This window comes from Streptomyces sp. 6N223 (genome assembly GCF_052246635.1).
Classification (GTDB): domain Bacteria; phylum Actinomycetota; class Actinomycetes; order Streptomycetales; family Streptomycetaceae; genus Streptomyces.
Map to the genome: position 1 here is coordinate 1 of NZ_JBQQCA010000052.1, position 17,858 is coordinate 17,858.

The 17,858-nt window shown below is 70.1% G+C and carries 13 protein-coding genes and 1 tRNA gene; 3 read left to right on the forward strand and 11 right to left on the reverse strand.

Annotated elements, in window-relative coordinates; all coding sequences use genetic code 11:
- On the forward strand, positions 1 to 1,072 hold a 1,072-nt coding region (locus tag ACTWQH_RS25750), incomplete at its 5' end, for an LCP family protein (RefSeq protein WP_443289131.1).
- Positions 1,073 to 1,149: 77 nt separating this feature from the next.
- Here the strand turns inward: ACTWQH_RS25750 and ACTWQH_RS25755 are convergent.
- The 10 genes from ACTWQH_RS25755 to ACTWQH_RS25800 all read right to left on the reverse strand — a co-directional run bounded on the left by ACTWQH_RS25755 (position 1,150) and on the right by ACTWQH_RS25800 (position 14,271).
- Positions 1,150 to 5,049 carry a DNA-directed RNA polymerase subunit beta' gene (locus ACTWQH_RS25755; protein ID WP_443289132.1) on the reverse strand — a complete coding sequence of 1,300 codons (3,900 nt, stop codon included), beginning with the start codon at positions 5,047 to 5,049 and terminating at the stop codon, positions 1,150 to 1,152.
- Positions 5,050 to 5,145: 96 nt separating this feature from the next.
- Positions 5,146 to 8,628, reverse strand: a complete 3,483-nt coding sequence (rpoB, locus tag ACTWQH_RS25760; RefSeq protein WP_443289133.1) for a DNA-directed RNA polymerase subunit beta — start codon at positions 8,626 to 8,628, stop codon at positions 5,146 to 5,148.
- A 506-nt stretch (positions 8,629 to 9,134) separates the two neighbouring features.
- A complete protein-coding gene (gene rplL / locus ACTWQH_RS25765) occupies positions 9,135 to 9,524 on the reverse strand; it encodes a 50S ribosomal protein L7/L12 (protein ID WP_443289134.1) in 390 nt (129 codons plus the stop codon).
- Between the two features lie 93 nt (positions 9,525 to 9,617).
- The gene (gene rplJ, locus ACTWQH_RS25770; protein WP_443289135.1) at positions 9,618 to 10,157 is read right to left on the reverse strand and encodes a 50S ribosomal protein L10; all 540 of its coding nucleotides are present in this window, start codon (positions 10,155 to 10,157) and stop codon (positions 9,618 to 9,620) included.
- Positions 10,158 to 10,423: 266 nt separating this feature from the next.
- The gene (locus ACTWQH_RS25775; protein WP_443289136.1) at positions 10,424 to 11,386 is read right to left on the reverse strand and encodes a hypothetical protein; all 963 of its coding nucleotides are present in this window, start codon (positions 11,384 to 11,386) and stop codon (positions 10,424 to 10,426) included.
- A 138-nt stretch (positions 11,387 to 11,524) separates the two neighbouring features.
- A complete protein-coding gene (rplA, locus tag ACTWQH_RS25780; RefSeq protein WP_443289137.1) occupies positions 11,525 to 12,241 on the reverse strand; it encodes a 50S ribosomal protein L1 in 717 nt (238 codons plus the stop codon).
- Between the two features lie 88 nt (positions 12,242 to 12,329).
- Positions 12,330 to 12,761 (reverse strand): 50S ribosomal protein L11, encoded by a 432-nt coding sequence (gene rplK, locus ACTWQH_RS25785; protein ID WP_443289138.1) that lies wholly within the window; start codon positions 12,759 to 12,761, stop codon positions 12,330 to 12,332.
- Positions 12,762 to 12,941: 180 nt separating this feature from the next.
- The gene (gene nusG, locus ACTWQH_RS25790; protein WP_443289139.1) at positions 12,942 to 13,817 is read right to left on the reverse strand and encodes a transcription termination/antitermination protein NusG; all 876 of its coding nucleotides are present in this window, start codon (positions 13,815 to 13,817) and stop codon (positions 12,942 to 12,944) included.
- A gap of 45 nt (positions 13,818 to 13,862) precedes the next feature.
- Positions 13,863 to 14,132, reverse strand: a complete 270-nt coding sequence (secE, locus tag ACTWQH_RS25795; protein ID WP_443289140.1) for a preprotein translocase subunit SecE — start codon at positions 14,130 to 14,132, stop codon at positions 13,863 to 13,865.
- A 66-nt stretch (positions 14,133 to 14,198) separates the two neighbouring features.
- Positions 14,199 to 14,271, reverse strand: a tRNA-Trp gene (locus tag ACTWQH_RS25800).
- 140 nt (positions 14,272 to 14,411) lie between these two features.
- On the opposite strand from ACTWQH_RS25800, the gene ACTWQH_RS25805 reads away from it, so the two are divergent.
- Together ACTWQH_RS25805 and ACTWQH_RS25810 are read left to right on the forward strand one after the other, a co-directional pair.
- Positions 14,412 to 15,671, forward strand: coding sequence for a pyridoxal phosphate-dependent aminotransferase (locus ACTWQH_RS25805; protein ID WP_443289141.1), 1,260 nt, complete (start codon positions 14,412 to 14,414; stop codon positions 15,669 to 15,671).
- A gap of 37 nt (positions 15,672 to 15,708) precedes the next feature.
- Complete coding sequence (locus ACTWQH_RS25810) at positions 15,709 to 16,737, forward strand: adenosine deaminase (RefSeq protein ID WP_443289142.1); 1,029 nt, start codon at positions 15,709 to 15,711, stop codon at positions 16,735 to 16,737.
- Here the strand turns inward: ACTWQH_RS25810 and ACTWQH_RS25815 are convergent.
- Positions 16,734 to 17,801 (reverse strand): UDP-N-acetylmuramate dehydrogenase, encoded by a 1,068-nt coding sequence (locus ACTWQH_RS25815; protein WP_443289143.1) that lies wholly within the window; start codon positions 17,799 to 17,801, stop codon positions 16,734 to 16,736. The genes ACTWQH_RS25810 and ACTWQH_RS25815 overlap by 4 nt on opposite strands.
- Positions 17,802 to 17,858: the final 57 nt, after the last annotated feature.

A 17,858-nucleotide genomic window follows, 5' to 3' on the forward strand; every position in this document is an offset into this window, starting at 1 on the left:
CCCGCCCACCCCTTCCGCTTCCGGGGCCGGGGGCGGTTCCCGGGCCGCCGAAGGCGAAGCCGACGCGGCCGAGGCCGACGAGTCCGACGAGTCCGGTGGCGGCACGCCGCCGCCGCGCCGCCGGCGGTGGCCTCGCGTCCTGCTCGCCTCCTTCGCCGGGCTCCTCGTCCTGCTGCTCACCGGCGCCGGCTGGCTCTACTGGCGCACCGAGCAGGCGCTGGACTCCATCGAACGCATCCCGGACGCCCTGCCCACGCTGCCCGAGGGCCAGCAGCCGCCGCGCGTCGCGGGCGAGGCCCAGGTCTACCTCCTCGTCGGCCTCGACGCCGACTTCACGCCCGAGCCCGGCCCCGCGTGGCAGGCGGGCGCCGCGCGCAGCGACACGATGATGCTGCTGCAGGTCTCCGGGGACCGCGAGACGGCCTCCCTGGTCTCCATCCCCCGCGACACGTGGGTGGACATCCCCGGTCACGGCGACGCCAAGCTGAACGCCGCCTACTCCTGGGGCGGCCCGCCGCTGATGGTGGAGACGGTCCAGAACCTCACCGGCATCCGCGTCGACCACCTCGCCGTCATGGACTGGTCCGGGTTCCGCGAGCTGACCGACACGGTCGGCGGCGTTGACCTGGACGGCCGGCACATGGACGGCGCGCAGGCCCTGGAGTACGTCCGGGAGCGGAAGTCGCTGCCGGGCGGTGACTTCGACCGCGCCCGCCGCCAGCAGGCGTTCCTGCGGGCGCTGATGACCCGGACCCTCAGCGCCGGCACGCTGGCCAACCCCGGACGGCTCAACGGCCTGCTCAACACGGTCGGCGACGTGATCAGCGTCGACGACCAGCTCAGCAACGGCGACCTGCGCGGCCTGCTGTGGGACATGCGCGGCATCCGCTCCTCCGACGTCCACTTCATGAACGCCCCGGTGACGGGCACGGACTACATCGACGGCCAGTCGGTGGTCCTGCTGGACGAGAACGCGGCGGCGCCCCTGTGGGACGCGATGCGGCAGGACGCCATGCCCGAGTACCTGGCCTCCGGGCGGGCCCCGGACGAGCTCGGCGCCGACATCCGCTAGTAAGTGCTGAGTGCCCCGAAAGCCGGCGGCCGCCGCTCCCCGGAGGGACGCGGCGGCCGCCGTGGGTTTCCCGGGCGTCAGCCCTGGTAGGGACCGTAGTCGTAGTCCTCCAGGGGCACCGCCTGGCCGGAGCCCGTGCCGAAGGGCGAGTAGTCGATGTCGTCGTAGCCGACGGTCGAGTACATCGCGGCCTTCGCCTCCTCGGTCGGCTCGACCCGGATGTTCCGGTACCGGGACAGGCCCGTGCCGGCCGGGATGAGCTTGCCGATGATCACGTTCTCCTTGAGGCCGATCAGCGAGTCCGACTTGGCGTTGATCGCCGCGTCGGTGAGCACCCGCGTCGTCTCCTGGAAGGACGCCGCCGACAGCCACGACTCCGTGGCCAGCGAGGCCTTGGTGATGCCCATCAGCTGCGGACGGCCGGACGCCGGGTGGCCGCCCTCGGCCACCACGCGCCGGTTCTCCGTCTCGAACTTCGAGCGCTCCACCAGCTCGCCCGGCAGCAGCTCCGCGTCGCCGGACTCGATGATCGTCACCCGGCGCAGCATCTGCCGGACGATGATCTCGATGTGCTTGTCGTGGATCGACACGCCCTGCGAGTTGTAGACCTTCTGGACCTCGTTGACCAGGTAGACCTGCACGGCGCGCTGTCCGAGGATGCGCAGCACGTCGTGCGGGTTGGCCGCGCCGACCGTCAGCGGCTGGCCGACGGTGACGTGGTCGCCCTCGGTCACCAGCAGGCGGGACCGCTTGGAGACGGCGTAGGAGGTCTCGTCGGAGCCGTCGTCCGGCGTGACGACGACCTTCTTCGTCTTCTCGGTCTCCTCGATCCGCACCCGGCCCGAGGACTCCGAGATCGGCGCCACGCCCTTGGGCGTACGGGCCTCGAAGAGCTCGACCACGCGCGGCAGACCCTGCGTGATGTCCTCACCGGCCACACCACCGGTGTGGAAGGTGCGCATCGTCAGCTGGGTGCCGGGCTCGCCGATCGACTGGGCGGCGATGATGCCGACCGCCTCGCCGATGTCCACCAGCTTGCCCGTGGCCAGCGAACGCCCGTAGCACATGGCGCAGGTGCCGACCGCCGACTCGCAGGTGAGGACCGAGCGGGTCTTGACCGTCTCCACGCCGTGGAGGACCAGCTCGTCGATGAGCACGTCGCCGAGGTCGGTGCCGGCCGGGGCCAGCACCTTGCCGTCGACCACCACGTCCTCGGCCAGGCAGCGGGCGTAGACGCTGGACTCGACGTTCTCCGCCTTGCGCAGCACGCCGTCCGCGCCCTTGGCCGCGATCTCCAGCTTCAGGCCGCGGTCGGTGCCGCAGTTCTCCTCGCGGATGATCACGTCCTGGGAGACGTCCACCAGACGCCGGGTGAGGTACCCGGAGTCGGCGGTCCGCAGGGCGGTGTCGGCCAGGCCCTTGCGGGCGCCGTGCGTGGAGATGAAGTACTCCAGCACCGTGAGGCCCTCGCGGAACGACGCCTTGATCGGCCGCGGGATGGTCTCGTTCTTGGCGTTGGACACCAGGCCGCGCATACCCGCGATCTGACGCATCTGCATCATGTTTCCGCGGGCTCCCGAGTCCACCATCATGAAGATGGGGTTGGTCTTCGGGAAGTTCTCGCTCATGGTCTCGGCGACCTCGTTGGTCGCCTTCGTCCAGACGGCGATCAGCTCCTGGGTCCGCTCGTCCTTGGTGATCAGGCCGCGCTCGTACTGCTTCTGGACCTTCTCGTCCTGCGCCTCGTAGGCGGCGAGGATGTCCCGCTTCGCGTCGGGCACCACGATGTCGGAGACAGCGATGGTGACGCCGGAGCGGGTGGCCCAGAAGTAGCCCGACGCCTTCAGGTTGTCCAGCGTGGCGGCGACGATGACCTTGGGGTAGCGCTCGGCCAGGTCGTTGACGATCTGGGAGAGCTGCCGCTTGCCCACGGTCTGGTCGACGAAGGGGTAGTCCTCCGGGAGCAGCTCGTTGAACAGCGCCCGGCCCAGCGTGGTGCGCAGCCGGAAGGTGTCACCGGGCTGGTACTCGGCGGCGCCCTCCTCGGGCTCCGGCGGGGTCCAGCCGCGCGGCGGGACCGAGCCGACCGGGAAGCGGATGTCGATCTTGGCCTGGATCGACAGCTCCCCGGCGTCGAACGCCATGATCGCCTCGGCGGTCGAGGAGAACGACCGTCCCTCGCCCTTGACCTCGCGCTCCTCCTCGTCGGTGGTGAGGAAGAACAGCCCCAGCACCATGTCCTGGGTGGGCATGGTGACGGGCCGGCCGTCGGCGGGCTTGAGGATGTTGTTCGAGGACAGCATCAGGATGCGGGCCTCGGCCTGGGCCTCCGCCGACAGCGGCAGGTGCACCGCCATCTGGTCGCCGTCGAAGTCGGCGTTGAACGCCGTGCACACCAGCGGGTGGATCTGGATGGCCTTGCCCTCCACCAGCTGCGGCTCGAACGCCTGGATGCCGAGGCGGTGCAGCGTCGGCGCCCGGTTGAGCAGCACGGGGTGCTCCGCGATGACCTCCTCCAGCACGTCGTACACGACGGTGCGCTGGCGTTCGACCATCCGCTTGGCGGACTTGATGTTCTGCGCGTGGTTCAGGTCGACCAGGCGCTTCATCACGAAGGGCTTGAACAGCTCGAGCGCCATCGCCTTGGGCAGGCCGCACTGGTGCAGCTTGAGCTGCGGGCCGACGACGATCACCGAGCGGGCCGAGTAGTCCACCCGCTTGCCCAGCAGGTTCTGGCGGAAGCGGCCCTGCTTGCCCTTGAGCATGTCGGACAGCGACTTCAGCGGCCGGTTGCCGGGCCCGGTCACCGGGCGGCCCCGGCGGCCGTTGTCGAAGAGCGCGTCCACGGCCTCCTGGAGCATCCGCTTCTCGTTGTTCACGATGATCTCGGGCGCGCCGAGGTCGAGCAGTCGCTTCAGGCGGTTGTTGCGGTTGATGACGCGGCGGTACAGGTCGTTCAGGTCGGAGGTGGCGAAGCGGCCACCGTCCAGCTGCACCATGGGGCGCAGGTCCGGCGGGATCACCGGGACGCAGTCGAGCACCATGCCCTTGGGGCTGTTGGAGGTCTGCAGGAACGCAGACACCACCTTCAGCCGCTTCAGGGCGCGGGTCTTCTTCTGGCCCTTGCCGGTGCGGATGATCTCCCGCAGCCGGGCGGCCTCCTCGTCCAGGTCGAAGTTCTCCAGCCGCTTCTGCAGCGCGGCGGCGCCCATCGATCCGTCGAAGTAGGTGCCGAAGCGGTCGCGCAGCTCGCGGTAGAGCAGCTCGTCGCCCTCCAGGTCCTGGACCTTGAGGTTCTTGAAGCGGTTCCAGACCTCTTCCAGGCGGTCCAGCTCGCGCTGGGCCCGGTCGCGGATCTGCTTCATCTCCCGCTCGGCGCCCTCGCGCACCTTGCGGCGTACGTCGGCCTTGGCGCCCTCGGCCTCGAGCTCGGCCAGGTCGGCCTCCTGCTTCTTGGCGCGGGCCTCCAGGTCGGCGTCCCGGCGCTGCTCGATCTGCTGGCGCTCCACGGAGATGTGGGCCTCCAGCGACGGCAGGTCGCGGGTGCGGCGTTCCTCGTCCACGTACGTGATCATGTACGCGGCGAAGTAGATGACCTTCTCCAGGTCCTTGGGCGCCAGGTCCAGCAGGTAGCCAAGGCGCGAGGGGACGCCCTTGAAGTACCAGATGTGGGTGACGGGCGCGGCCAGCTCAATGTGGCCCATCCGCTCACGGCGCACCTTGGCGCGGGTCACCTCGACGCCGCAGCGCTCACAGATGATGCCCTTGAAGCGGACGCGCTTGTACTTGCCGCAGTAGCACTCCCAGTCCCTCGTCGGGCCGAAGATCTTCTCGCAGAAGAGTCCGTCCTTCTCGGGCTTGAGGGTGCGGTAGTTGATGGTCTCCGGCTTCTTGACCTCGCCGTGGGACCACTGCCGGATGTCGTCAGCCGTGGCCAGGCCAATCCGCAGCTCGTCGAAGAAGTTGACGTCGAGCACTCTCGTCAATCCCTCTCAGGGTCGTGTCAGTCAATGGTCTGTCGGGGTCCCGCGGGGAAGGCCGGGGGAGGCTGGTGCCGCCTCCGGCCAGACCCGTCAGACCTCTTCGACGCTGCTCGGCTCGCGCCGGGACAGGTCGATGCCGAGCTCTTCCGCGGCGCGGAAGACGTCCTCGTCGGTGTCACGCATCTCGATGGACATACCGTCACTGGACAGCACCTCCACATTGAGGCAGAGCGACTGCATTTCCTTGATGAGCACCTTGAAGGACTCCGGAATGCCGGGCTCCGGGATGTTCTCGCCCTTGACGATCGCCTCGTAGACCTTCACGCGGCCGGTGACGTCGTCGGACTTGATGGTCAGCAGCTCCTGCAGGGCGTAGGCGGCGCCGTACGCCTCCAGCGCCCACACCTCCATCTCGCCGAAGCGCTGGCCGCCGAACTGCGCCTTACCGCCCAGCGGCTGCTGGGTGATCATGGAGTACGGGCCGGTCGAGCGGGCGTGCAGCTTGTCGTCGACCAGGTGGTGGAGCTTGAGGATGTACATGTACCCGACGGAGATCGGGTCGGGGAACGGCTCGCCGGAGCGGCCGTCGAACAGGCGCGCCTTGCCCGAGGGCAGGACGAGCCGGTCGCCGTCGCGGTTGGGGATGGTGGACTCGAAGAGACCGGCCATCTCGTCCTCGCGGGCGCCGTCGAAGACCGGCGTGGCGACGTTGGTGCGGGCTGCGACGTCGTCGGCGCCGATGGAGCGCAGCCGCTCCTTCCACTCCGCGTCGTCGCCGTCGATCGTCCAGCCCTGGGAGGCGAGCCAGCCCAGGTGGATCTCCAGGACCTGTCCGGGGTTCATCCGGGAGGGGACGCCCAGCGGGTTCAGGATGATGTCCACCGGGGTGCCGTCCTCCATGAACGGCATGTCCTCCACGGGCAGGATCTTGGAGATGACGCCCTTGTTGCCGTGGCGCCCGGCCAGCTTGTCGCCGTCGGTGATCTTGCGCTTCTGCGCCACGTAGACGCGGACCAGCTGGTTGACGCCGGGCGGCAGCTCGTCGCCCTCCTCGCGGTCGAAGACGCGGACGCCGATGACCTTGCCGGTCTCGCCGTGCGGCACCTTGAGGGAGGTGTCGCGGACCTCGCGGGCCTTCTCGCCGAAGATCGCGCGCAGCAGCCGCTCCTCCGGGGTCAGCTCGGTCTCGCCCTTCGGGGTGACCTTGCCGACCAGGATGTCGCCGGCCTCGACCTCGGCGCCGATGCGGATGATGCCGCGGTCGTCGAGGTCGGCCAGGACCTCCTCGGAGACGTTCGGGATGTCGCGGGTGATCTCCTCCGGGCCCAGCTTGGTGTCGCGGGCGTCGACCTCGTGCTCCTCGATGTGGATCGAGGAGAGGACGTCGTCCTGGACCAGGCGCTGGGAGAGGATGATCGCGTCCTCGTAGTTGTAGCCCTCCCACGGCATGAACGCCACCAGCAGGTTCTTGCCGAGGGCCATCTCGCCGCGGTCGGTCGAGGGGCCGTCGGCGATGACCTCGCCGGCCTGCACCCGCTGGCCCTCCTCGACGACCACCTTCTGGTTGTAGGAGGTGCCCTGGTTGGAGCGGTGGAACTTCGCCAGCCGGTAGGTGACGTGGGTGCCGTCGTCGTGCTGCATGGAGACGTAGTCGGCGGAGACGTCGGTGATCACGCCGTCCTGCTCGGCCTTGATCACGTCCCCGGCGTCCACGGCGCAGCGGTACTCCATGCCGGTGCCGACCAGCGGCGCCTCGGCCTGGATCAGCGGCACCGCCTGGCGCATCATGTTCGAGCCCATGAGCGCGCGGTTGGCGTCGTCGTGCTCCAGGAACGGGATCATGGCCGTGGCCACCGACACCATCTGGCGCGGCGAGACGTCCATGTAGTCGACCTCGGTGCCCGACACGTAGTCCACCTCGCCGCCACGGCGGCGGACCAGCACCCGGGGCTCGGCGAAGCGGTAGTCGTCCGTCAGCCTGGCGTTCGCCTGCGCGATGACGTACCGGTCCTCCTCGTCGGCCGTGAGGTAGTGCACCTCGTCGGTGACGATGCCGTTCTCGACCTTGCGGTACGGGGTCTCGACGAAGCCGAAGGCGTTGAGCCGGCCGAAGGCGGCGAGCGAGCCGATCAGGCCGATGTTCGGGCCCTCGGGGGTCTCGATCGGGCACATCCGGCCGTAGTGCGAGGGGTGCACGTCACGGACCTCGAGGCCGGCCCGCTCGCGGCTGAGGCCGCCGGGGCCCAGCGCGTTCAGGCGGCGCTTGTGGGTGAGCCCGGAGAGCGGGTTGGTCTGGTCCATGAACTGGGACAGCTGGCTGGTGCCGAAGAACTCCTTGATCGACGCCACCACCGGGCGGATGTTGATCAGGGTCTGCGGCGTGATCGCCTCGACGTCCTGCGTGGTCATGCGCTCGCGGACGACGCGCTCCATGCGGGCCAGGCCGGTGCGGACCTGGTTCTGGATGAGCTCGCCGACGTTGCGCAGGCGGCGGTTGCCGAAGTGGTCGATGTCGTCCGTCTCGACCACGATCGTCCGGCCGCCCCCGACGGTGGTCTCGGTCTCGCCGGCGTGCAGCTTCACCAGGTACTTGATGGTGGCGACGATGTCCTCGACGGTGAGCACGCCCGCGTCGAGGGGCTCGTCCCCGCCCAGCTTCTTGTTGATCTTGTAACGGCCGACCTTGGCCAGGTCGTACCGCTTGGGGTTGAAGTACAGGTTCTCCAGCAGCGTCTGCGCGGCCTCGCGGGTCGGCGGCTCGCCGGGCCGGAGCTTGCGGTAGATGTCGAGCAGCGCGTCGTCCTGCCCCTGGGTGTGGTCCTTCTCCAGGGTGGCGCGCATGGACTCGTAGTCGCCGAACTCCTCGAGGATCTGGTCGGAGGTCCAGCCCAGCGCCTTGAGCAGCACGGTGACGGACTGCTTGCGCTTGCGGTCGATGCGGACGCCGACCATGTCCCGCTTGTCGATCTCCATCTCGAGCCAGGCGCCCCGGGACGGGATGATCTTGGCGGAGAACAGGTCCTTGTCGGAGGTCTTGTCGATGGTGCTGTCGAAGTAGACGCCCGGCGAGCGCACGAGCTGCGAGACCACGACGCGCTCGGTGCCGTTGATCACGAAGGTGCCCTTGTCGGTCATGAGCGGGAAGTCGCCCATGAAGACCGTCTGGGACTTGATCTCGCCGGTCTCGTTGTTGGTGAACTCGGCGGTCACGAAGAGCGGCGCGGCGTAGGTGAAGTCGCGCTCCTTGCACTCGTCGATCGAGTTCTTCGGCGGCTCGAAACGGTGGTCACGGAAGGTGAGCGACATGGAGCCGGAGAAGTCCTCGATCGGGGAGATCTCCTCGAAGATCTCCTCCAGACCCGACGTCCTGGGCACGTCGTGTCCACTCTCCAGCGCTGCCTCGACGCGGGCCTTCCAGGCGTCATTGCCGAGAAGCCAGTCAAAGCTCTCAGTTTGCAGCGCAAGGAGGTTCGGAACCTCAAGGGGCTCTTTGATCTTCGCAAAGGAGACACGCAGTGGTGCGGTGCTGGTGCCGTTGTTGATACTGGTCGAGGCGTTGCGCGAGGCGGCCAAGAGGGGGTCCTTCCGAGGGCTCGGACTCTCTGCGCGCATACCGGCCCCCCTGGGTGACGGGCAGGGGACAGCTAATAGGCAGCGCAAAGGGTCAGTGTAGCCATGAGACCCACTGATGTCCAATGCCGCTATCAATCATCGAGGAGCCACCCTCGGTGTTCGCGCGCTCCGCTCCCAGCCGCCTCGGTACCGGGCGCGGACCCGTCTGCCGCATCACTTCCCGCTTCGCCGCGAATCCATGCCTCGGATCATGGATCGATCTGGCGAGCGGCGTCCGACGACCGCCCGACGGTCATCTGAGACGACCTGAGAATCGCGCGCCCGCCGCGGTTCGTCAAGGCCCCGTCTCCGGGACCCCGTGAGGGTGGCGACGGCCGACGGAGATCACCATACCCCCGGCCCCCTCGGCGCGCGGAGGCGGTCGCCACGGCGACGGGGGCGACCACCCGACTGGGTGATCGCCCCCGGTAGGCATCAGGCAGGGCCCTGCTGGGCACCCGCCCGGATCACTTGACCTCGACGCCGGCGCCGACGGCCTCCAGCTTCTCCTTGGCCTGGTCGGCGGCCTCCTTGTTGACCTTCTCCAGGACCGGCTTCGGCGTGTTGTCCACCAGGTCCTTGGCCTCCTTCAGGCCGAGGGAGGTCAGCTCGCGCACAACCTTGATGACCTGGATCTTCTTGTCGCCGGCGCCGGTGAGGACGACGTCGAACTCGTCCTTCTCGGGCTCCGCCTCGGCGGCGGCACCCGGGGCGCCCGGAGCGGCGACGGCCACGGCGGCCGGGGCGGCGGCCTTGACGTCGAACTTCTCCTCAAAGGCCTTCACGAACTCCGACAGCTCGATGAGGCTCATCTCGCCGAACTGCTCCAGCAGCTCGTCCTGGCTCAGCTTCGCCATGGTGGCGGTCCTTCCACTTGGTCTTGGTGGGCTGGGATGGTCTGGGTGATCCGGTGCGCACGGCGCCGGGATCGGCTGGCGCTGTGAGCAGCCTCACTCGGCCGCCGCGCCACCGCCCTGCTGCTCGACCTTCTCGCGCAGCGCGTCGGCGGTGCGGGCGAACTGCGACAGCGGGGCCTGGAAGGTCGCCGCGGCCTTGGCCATGGACGCCTTCATGCCGCCGGCCAGCTTGGCCAGCAGCACCTCGCGAGACTCCAGGTCCGCGAGCTTCACGATCTCGTCGGCGGTCAGCGACTTGCCGTCCAGGACGCCGCCCTTGATCACCAGGGCGGGGTTGTCCTTGGAGAAGTCGCGCAGACCCTTCGCCGCCTCCACCGGGTCACCGGTGACGAAGGCGACGGCCGTCGAGCCCGTGAAGAACTCGTCGAGCCCGGTGACCCCGGCCTCGTTGGCGGCGATCTTGGTCAGCGTGTTCTTCGCCACGCGGTACTGGGCGTTCTCACCGAGCGAGCGGCGCAGCTCCTTGAGCTGTGCCACGGTGAGGCCGGTGTACGCGGTGACGAGGGCCGCGGAGGAGTTCTCGAACTTCTCCTTGATCTCCGCGACGGCCGCGACCTTGTCGGGACTCGCCATACCTGTGCCCTCCTTCCGGTTCCGGGTGTTTCCGGTTGATGCGGACCGCACGGAAGGGGCCGGACAAACGAAACGCCCTGGCGCAGGCGCACAGGGCGTGGAACCCCCGAGGGGGCCCTCGTCTTCCATGTCACCTGCGCGGGTCGCCCGCCCTCGGCGGATCCTTCGGCCGTCGCACGCCCCCCGGGAGGGAGCACACGCCGGCAACCAGCGGTCTTCGGCTTCGGAAGGAGACTACGCGAACGGCCTGGCGTTAGCCAAATCAGCTACATCCCGGACCCGAGGCCCGACTCCAGCCGGCCGAGGAGGTCCATGAAGTCCACGGTCTCGTCCGCGGGCGGGGCGGCCACGGAGACCTCGGTGCCGAGGTTGCTGTAGGTCACCTCGGACTCCACCGGGCCGAGGTCGGACTCGTAGGACTGCCGGATGCGCACCGGGAAGTCGTTCTCGTCGACCCAGACGTCGATGTCGTAGGAGTCGGTGCCCAGGTCGCGCATGCTCTCGGTGATCTCCTCGCGCTGCCGCTCGGTGAGCAGGTCCGCGCCGCCGTCGCCGGACGCCAGGGCGTCCTCGATGGAGATGGTGCCCTGGTAGTGGTCGACGGGCGCGCCGTTCAGGGTCTCCTCGCCGACGAGCTCGATGTCGGGCGATTCGAGGAGCAGCGCCATCTGCTGGGCCGGGTCCTGGCTGGTCTCGTCCAGGCCCTGGGACATGGCGCCGGTCAGCGCCTCGTCGCCGGTCTGCTCGGCGATGTCCATCAGGTCCATCCGCATCCAGCCGCGGCCGAACTCGGCGGCGAACTCGGCGCCCATGTCCATGTACATGACGCCGTCGAGCCACACCACGGACACCTCGCCGGGCGTGGCGGACACGTCCCCGCCGAGCGGGAGCTGGTCGCCGCTCATGCTGATCTCCATGGCCAGGCTCTCCCCCCAGGAGAGCGAGCCGGACATCTCCACCTCCTCGCCGCCCGAGCCGGGCGAGGTGGTCACGGCCTCGAAGTCGGCGGAGGTTATCTCCTCGGTCGTCTCGGCGGCGGTGACGAGCGCCTGGACGGCCTGGGTGGCGTCTCCGCCGAAGCCGCCGGCGTTCTGGGCGCTGTCGGCGCTGTCGGCGTTCCCCGTGCTCCGCCCGTCGGAGCCGGAGTCCGAGCCGCTGCACGCCGCCGTTCCCGTGGCCAGGAGCGCGATCGTGGCGCCGGTCAGGGCGGCCTTGACAGAGGGACGCATGAGGAACTCCCCCGAACTGTGGGCGGATGAGGACGCGTTGCGGACAACGTCACCGTAACGTGCTGCCCCGGTAACAAAAACGCCTGTCCCCGCTCTGTGACAGAACGGGGACAGGCGAACGCCGGAGAGCCGGAGACGTCAGACGGCGGCTTCCTCCGCGAGGAGGTCGCGGGTGCGGTTGGTGTCGACCGGGATGCCGGGGCCCATCGTGGTGGTGATGGTGGCCTTCCGCAGGTACCGGCCCTTGGCCGCCGACGGCTTCAGCCGCAGCACCTCGTCCAGCGCGGCGGCGTAGTTCTCCACGAGCTGCTGCTCGCCGAAGGAGACCTTGCCGATCACGAAGTGGAGGTTGGAGTGCTTGTCGACCCGGAACTCGATCTTGCCGCCCTTGATGTCGGTGACGGCCTTGGCGACGTCCGGGGTGACGGTGCCGGTCTTGGGGTTGGGCATCAGGCCGCGGGGGCCGAGCACGCGGCCCAGGCGGCCGACCTTGCCCATCAGGTCGGGGGTGGCGACGACGGCGTCGAAGTCGAGGCGGCCGTCGGCCACCTCGGCGATCAGCTCGTCCGAGCCGACGATGTCGGCGCCCGCGGCCTCGGCGGCGGCGGCGCGGTCACCGGTGGCGAAGACCAGGACCCGGGCGGTCTTGCCGGTGCCGTGCGGCAGGTTCACCGTGCCGCGGACCATCTGGTCGGCCTTGCGGGGGTCGACGCCCAGCCGCATGGCGACCTCGACGGTCGCGTCGAACTTGGCGGCGGAGGTCTCCTTGGCGAGGCGGACGGCCTCCAGGGGGGCGTAGACGCGGGTGCGGTCGACCTTGGCGTCCGCGCTCCTGAGATTCTTGCTGCGCTTCACTGCTGCTCCCGTGTGAAGTGGTGTCGGAGTCGTGGTCCGGGCCAGCGCCGGGCCCTGCCACGGTGGAAGGTGTGTCGTCGAGGGGTGATCAGTCCTCGACGGTGACGCCCATGGAGCGGGCGGTGCCGGCGATGATCTTCTCGGCGGCGTCCAGGTCGTTGGCGTTCAGGTCGGGCATCTTGGTGGTGGCGATCTCGCGCACCTGGGCGCGGGTGATCCTGGCGACCTTGGTCTTGTGCGGCTCGCCCGAGCCCTTCTCCACGCCCGCGGCCTTGAGGATCATCTTGGCGGCCGGCGGCGTCTTGGTGATGAAGGTGAACGAGCGGTCCTCGTAGACCGTGATCTCCACCGGGATGACCCAGCCGCGCTGCGACTCGGTCGCGGCGTTGTACGCCTTGCAGAACTCCATGATGTTGACGCCGTGCTGGCCCAGGGCCGGGCCGACGGGCGGGGCCGGGTTGGCCGCGCCGGCCTGGATCTGGAGCTTGATCAGCCCCGCGACCTTCTTCTTGGGAGGCATGCTGTCTCCGGGTCCTTCGTGAGTGCCATGAGTGGTTCGAGAGGAACGCCTCCGGGACGTGCCATCGTCCGGACGGAGGCATACCGCACCACGGTAGCGGGTGCGGGGATGGGGCCAAAATCCGGCCGGGGCCGGCGGGATTCCGGAAGATGGTCCCGGCTGGGTTCGGCCCGGGACCGGCTAGTTCTTCTGGATCTGGTCGAAGCTCAGCTCGACCGGGGTCTCCCGGCCGAAGATCTCGACCAGGCCCTTGACCTTCTTCGAGTCGGGGTTGATCTCGTTGATCGTCGCCTGGAGCGTGGCGAAGGGGCCGTCGGTGACGGTGACGGAGTCGCCGACCTCGAAGTCGAGGACCTGGACCTCGACCTTGCGGCCCGCGGCAGCGGCGCCGCCCTCCGCGGCCTCGGCGGCGGCCTTCTGCTCGGCCTCGGGGGCGAGCATCTTCACGATCTCGTCGAGGGTCAGCGGATACGGGTCGTAGGCGTTCCCCACGAATCCGGTGACGCCCGGGGTGTTGCGCACCACGCCCCAGGACTCGTTCGTCAGGTCCATGCGGACCAGGACGTAGCTGGGGAGCTTGTTCTGCTTGATGGTGCGGCGGTCGCCGTTCTTGATCTGGACGACCTCCTCCTGCGGCACCTCGACCTGGAAGATGTAGTCCTCGACGTTGAGCGAGACCGCTCGCTGCTCCAGGTTGGTCTTGACGCGGTTCTCGTACCCCGCGTACGTGTGCACGACGTACCACTCGCCGGGCAGCGTGCGCAGCTCCTCGCGGAGCTGGGCCACCGGGTCGACCGGCTCCGCCGCCGCTTCCGCCGCTTCCGCTTCCTCGGCGTCCGCTTCCTCGGCTTCTTCAGCAGCCTGCTCGGCTGCTTCGGCCTCTTCGGCTTCGGCGGCCGGCTCGGTCACCGCGGCCTCCTCGGCGGGCGTGCCCGCCGCGGCCTCGGCAGCCTCTGCCTGGTCAACGGTGTCCGCTGCCTCGACGATGTCGCGCTCGGTGTCCTCGCCCTCGGGGGCGGGCACGGCATTGAGGTTCGGGTCAGACGGCTCAGACACGGTAGCTGCTTCTTCCTGGCTTTCCGGTGGTGGGGTGGTACGTGATCAGCCGAAGATCCACTCGACGCCCCGGCTGAATCCCCAGTCAAGCACGACCAGGAGACAGATGACGATGACGACGAAGACGATCACCGCCGTGGTGTAGGTCGACAGCTGGCGCCTGGTGGGCCAGACGACCTTCCGCAGCTCGGCGACGACCTGGCGGTAGAACAGGGCGAGCCTGCCCAGTGGTCCTCGCTTCGCGCGCCTGCCCCGGCGACCGGCGTTTTCTCCCCGGGGCTCCGGCGTCTCTACGGAGTCCGTGATCCCAGCCACTCGTCCTCACCTGATCCCGGTCATGGTCATAAGCCGCCCGGCACGCCCGGACGGCTGTGCGTGCAGCAGGGCCGGAGGGACTTGAACCCCCAACCGCTGGTTTTGGAGACCAGTGCTCTACCAATTGAGCTACGACCCTAGGCGTGCCCTCAACCTACCCGAGGACGGTGGGTGAGGACCAACGAGGCATGAGTGTACGTGGTCGGTGCGTCGTCCGTCGATCGCGTAACCGCGACAACTCGTGTGCCATGGCCGACGGCCGTCTGTGATGATGCCCCCATGAGCGAGCACGCGACTTCTCCACAAGCACCCCCGCCCACGCGCCGGGTCTCGGCCCGGGTCGGCGCCATCGCGGAGTCCGCCACCCTCGCCGTGGACGCCAAGGCCAAGGCCCTCAAGGCCGCCGGGCGCCCGGTGATCGGCTTCGGCGCGGGCGAACCCGACTTCCCGACGCCCGACTACATCGTCGAGGCGGCGGTGGCGGCCTGCCGCGAGCCCCGCTACCACCGGTACACGCCGGCGGGCGGGCTGCCCGAGCTGCGCGAGGCCATCGCCGCCAAGACGCTGCGCGACTCCGGCTACGAGGTCGAGGCGTCGCAGGTGCTGGTCACCAACGGCGGCAAGCAGGCGATCTACGAGGCGTTCGCGGCGCTGCTCGACCCGGGCGACGAGGTGCTGGTGCCCGCCCCCTACTGGACGACCTACCCGGAGTCGATCCGCCTGGCGGGCGGCGTCCCGGTGGACGTGGTGACCGACGAGACCACCGGGTACCTGGCCAGCGTCGAGCAGTTGGAGGCGGCCCGCACCGCCCGCACGAAGGTGCTGCTCTTCGTCTCCCCCTCGAACCCCACGGGCGCGGTCTACCCGCGCGAGCAGGTGGAGGCGATCGGCCGCTGGGCCGCCGAGCACGGCCTGTGGGTGCTGACCGACGAGATCTACGAGCACCTGGTCTACGGCGAGGCGCGCTTCACCTCGATGCCCGTGGCCGTGCCCGAGCTCGCCGAGCGCTGCGTGGTGGTCAACGGCGTGGCGAAGACGTACGCCATGACCGGCTGGCGCGTGGGGTGGCTGATCGGCCCGAAGGACGTGGTGAAGGCCGCGGCCAACCTCCAGTCGCACGCCACCTCCAACGTCGCCAACGTCTCGCAGGCCGCCGCGCTCGCCGCGGTCTCCGGCGACCTGGAGGCGGTGGCTCGGATGCGGCGGGCGTTCGACCGGCGGCGCGAGACGATCGTCAGGATGCTGAACGACATCGACGGCGTGACGTGTCCTGAGCCGCAGGGTGCCTTCTACGCCTACCCGTCGGTGCGCGGGCTGCTGGGCCGTGAGATCCGCGGCAGGCGCCCGGAGAGCAGCCTGGAGCTGGCCGGGCTGCTGCTGGAGGAGTCCGAGGTGGCGGTGGTGCCGGGCGAGGCGTTCGGCACTCCGGGCTACCTGCGGCTGTCCTACGCGCTGGGCGACGAGGACCTCGTCGAGGGCGTCTCGCGGATGCAGAAGCTGCTGGCGGAGACAGCGGAGACAGCGGAGGCAAAGGGCTGATTTCCCGCCCTCTGGGCCGGTGGGGCACCATCCTCGGATGGAACGTGTGGAAAGCGCTCGCGACATCCGGCTGCTGCCCAAGGCCCACCTCCACCTGCACTTCACCGGCTCGATGCGGCCGGGCACGCTCCTGGAGCTGGCGGACAGGTACGGGGTGCACCTTCCGGAGGCGCTCAGCGGCGGCGGCCCACCCCGGCTGCGCGCCACGGACGAGCGCGGCTGGTTCCGCTTCCAGCGGCTGTACGACATCGCCCGCTCCTGCCTGCGCGCCCCTGAGGACATCCAGCGGCTGGTGCGGGAGGCGGCCGAGGAGGATCTGCGGGACGGCTCGCGCTGGCTGGAGATCCAGGTCGATCCGACCTCGTACGCGCCCCGTCTCGGCGGGCTGATCCCGGCGTTGGAGATCATCCTCGACGCCGTGGAGACCACGGCCCGCGAGACGGGGCTCGGGATGCGGGTGCTGGTGGCGGCCAACCGCACCAAGCACCAGCTGGACGCCCGCACCCTGGCCCGGCTGGCCGTGCGCTACCGGGACCGGGGGGTCGTCGGCTTCGGGCTGTCGAACGACGAGCGGCGGGGCCTGGCGCGCGACTTCGACCGGGCCTTCGCCATCGCCCGGGACGGCGGGCTGCTGGCCGCCCCGCACGGCGGAGAGCTGGCGGGGGCGGCCAGCGTGCGGGACTGCCTGGACGATCTGCGGGCGGCACGGATCGGCCACGGGGTGCGGGCGGCCGAGGACCCCCGGCTGCTGGCCCGGCTGGCCGAGGCGGGGGTGACCTGCGAGGTCTGCCCGGCGTCGAACGTGGCGCTCGGCGTCTACCAGGAGTACGCCGACGTGCCGCTGCGCGCGCTGTGGGAGGCGGGGGTGCCGATGGCGCTGGGGGCGGACGATCCGCTGCTGTTCGGGGCGCGGCTGGCGGCGCAGTACGAGATCGCGCGGCTGCACCACGGCTTCACGGACGCGGAGCTGGCGGAGCTGGCGCGGCAGTCGGTGCGGGCGAGCGCGGCGCCGGCCGAGGTGCGGGAGAAGCTGCTGGTGGAGATCGACGGCTGGCTCGGGTCCTAGAGGCTGACGCCGACGGTCACCGGCTCGTTGACGAGGGTGATGCCGAACGCCGCCCGCACGCCGTCGCGGACCTCGCGGGCCAGCGCGAGGAGGTCGGCGGTGGTGGCGCTCCCCCGGTTGGTGAGGGCGAGGGTGTGCTTGCCGGAGATGCGGGCCGGGCCGGTGCCGTAGCCCTTGGGGAAGCCCGCGTGGTCGATGAGCCAGGCGGCGGAGGTCTTCACCAGTCCCTCGCCGCCGGGCTCGCCGGCCGGGTACGCGGGCGGGGCGGCGTCGGTGCCGAGGCGTTCGGCGACGCGGGTGAGGAAGGCGGCGTGCTCGGCGGAGGTGAGGAGGGGGTTGGTGAAGAAGGAGCCGGCGGACCAGGTGTCGTGGTCCTCGGGGTCGAGCACCATGCCCTTGCCGGTGCGCAGCTTCAGCACGGCCTCGCGGGCGTCGGCCAGCGGCACGCGCGCGCCGGGGCGTACGCCGAGCGTGCGGGCGGCCTCGGCGTAGCGGATGGGGGCGGAGAGGCCCTTCGCGTCGTCGAGGGCGAAGCGGACGCGGAGGACGACGAAGCGGCCGGGGTCGGCCTTGAAGCGGCTGTGGCGGTAGGCGAAGCCGCAGTCGGCGGCGGGGAGGGTGACGGTGGCGCGGGCGGCGCGGTCGTAGGCGACGACCTCGGTGACGGTGGCGGAGACCTCCTGGCCGTACGCGCCGACGTTCTGGATGGGGGTGGCGCCCGCGCTGCCGGGGATTCCCGCCAGGCACTCGATCCCGGCGAGCCCGGCCTCGACGGTGCGGGCGACGGCGGCCGACCAGTCCTCGCCGGCGGCGAGCTCCAGGCGGGTGCCGTCGAGGCGGAAGCCGGTGGTGGCGATGCGGACGACGGTGCCGGGGAATCCGGTGTCGGCGATGACGAGGTTGCTGCCGCCGCCGATGAGGAGGAGGGGGGTGCCCGCGTCGTCGGCCTCGCGGACGGCGGCGATGACCTCGTCGTCGGTGACGGCGGTCAGGAGCCGCGCGGCAGGTCCGCCGAGGCGGAGTGTCGTCAGCGGGGCGAGGGGGGCGTTCCGGGTCTCCTGCACCCGCTCAGGATACGGGCGGGCGCCGCTACCCCACCCGCCGAGCCGGTGGGCGCCCCC

What these genes read in the sequence shown, in the direction of transcription:
- rplL (WP_443289134.1), bottom strand. Translation starts at nt 9,524, where the DNA reads ATGGCGAAGCTGAGCCAGGACGAGCTGCTGGAGCAGTTCGGCGAGATG.
- rplJ (WP_443289135.1), bottom strand. Translation starts at nt 10,157, where the DNA reads ATGGCGAGTCCCGACAAGGTCGCGGCCGTCGCGGAGATCAAGGAGAAG.
- ACTWQH_RS25775 (WP_443289136.1), bottom strand. Translation starts at nt 11,386, where the DNA reads ATGCGTCCCTCTGTCAAGGCCGCCCTGACCGGCGCCACGATCGCGCTC.
- rplK (WP_443289138.1), bottom strand. Translation starts at nt 12,761, where the DNA reads ATGCCTCCCAAGAAGAAGGTCGCGGGGCTGATCAAGCTCCAGATCCAG.
- ACTWQH_RS25805 (WP_443289141.1), top strand. Translation starts at nt 14,412, where the DNA reads ATGAGCGAGCACGCGACTTCTCCACAAGCACCCCCGCCCACGCGCCGG.
- ACTWQH_RS25810 (WP_443289142.1), top strand. Translation starts at nt 15,709, where the DNA reads ATGGAACGTGTGGAAAGCGCTCGCGACATCCGGCTGCTGCCCAAGGCC.